1 protein-coding gene is annotated in these 873 nt (G+C 71.6%); it reads left to right on the top strand.

Translation table 11 applies throughout. The annotated features are described in order from the left end of the window. Positions 1-218: 218 nt before the first annotated feature. Positions 219-873, top strand: a 655-nt coding sequence (locus tag AA75_RS09930; RefSeq protein WP_051812074.1) for an IS5 family transposase, incomplete at its 3' end; no start/stop codon positions are given.

Below are 873 nucleotides of genomic sequence, written 5' to 3'. Positions count from 1 at the left end.
GGTCGGGTGATCTTGCCGCGTACCGGGCATGGAGACAGGGCCCCTGGTGCAGCTCGAGGTTGTCGAGACCGTGAGCACACCAGGAGGCCCTGTTGCCGCAGTTGTACGCCCTCGCGTCCGCAGGTTCCAACTCGGTTGCTCGTGGGTGTGACTGTCTCGCTCACCGGTTCGGGAACGCCGGGGACCGTCCGCACAGGCGGCCGAAGTACCCGTCGGACATGACGGATGCCGAATGGGCCGTGGTCCGCGATGCGTTGCCGGTGCCGGGATGGCTGGAGGGCCGGGGCGGGCAGCCGGAGGGCTACTGCCACCGGCAGATGGTGGACGCGGTGCGCTACCTGGTCGCGGGCGGCATCGCCTGGAGGTCGATGCCCGCGGACTTCCCCGCGTGGGACCGCGTCTACGCGTTCTTCCGGCGCTGGCGGAACAAGGGACTGGTCGGCGAGTTCCACGACCGGCTGCGCGACCGGGTCCGCGAGGCTGCCGGCCGCGACCGGGAGCCGACCGCCGGGATCATCGACGCGCAGTCGGTGAAGGCGGCCGCCTCGGTGCCGGCCGCGAGCCGGGGCTTCGACGGCGGGAAGAAGGTGAACGGCCGCAAGCGGCACATCGTCGTGGACACCCTCGGACTGCTGCTGACGGTGCTGGTCACCGCGGCTTGCGCCACCGACCGCGACGCGGCCCGGACACTGCTGGCCCGGATTCGCGCACGGCACTGGCGCATCACCCTGGTCTGGGCCGACGGCGGCTACACCGGACCGCTGATCGGCCTCGCCCGCGATGTCCTGGGCATCGCGCTGACCGTAGTCCGACGCAACGACGACGCCGCCGGGTTCACGGTGCTGCCCAAGAGGTGGCTGGTGGAGCGGACGT

The sequence above is a fragment of the Kitasatospora sp. MBT63 genome (assembly GCF_000710465.2).
Taxonomy (GTDB): domain Bacteria; phylum Actinomycetota; class Actinomycetes; order Streptomycetales; family Streptomycetaceae; genus Kitasatospora.
The sequence above is the reverse complement of the archived record's forward strand: the minus strand, read 5'-3'. Positions and strand labels throughout refer to the sequence as shown.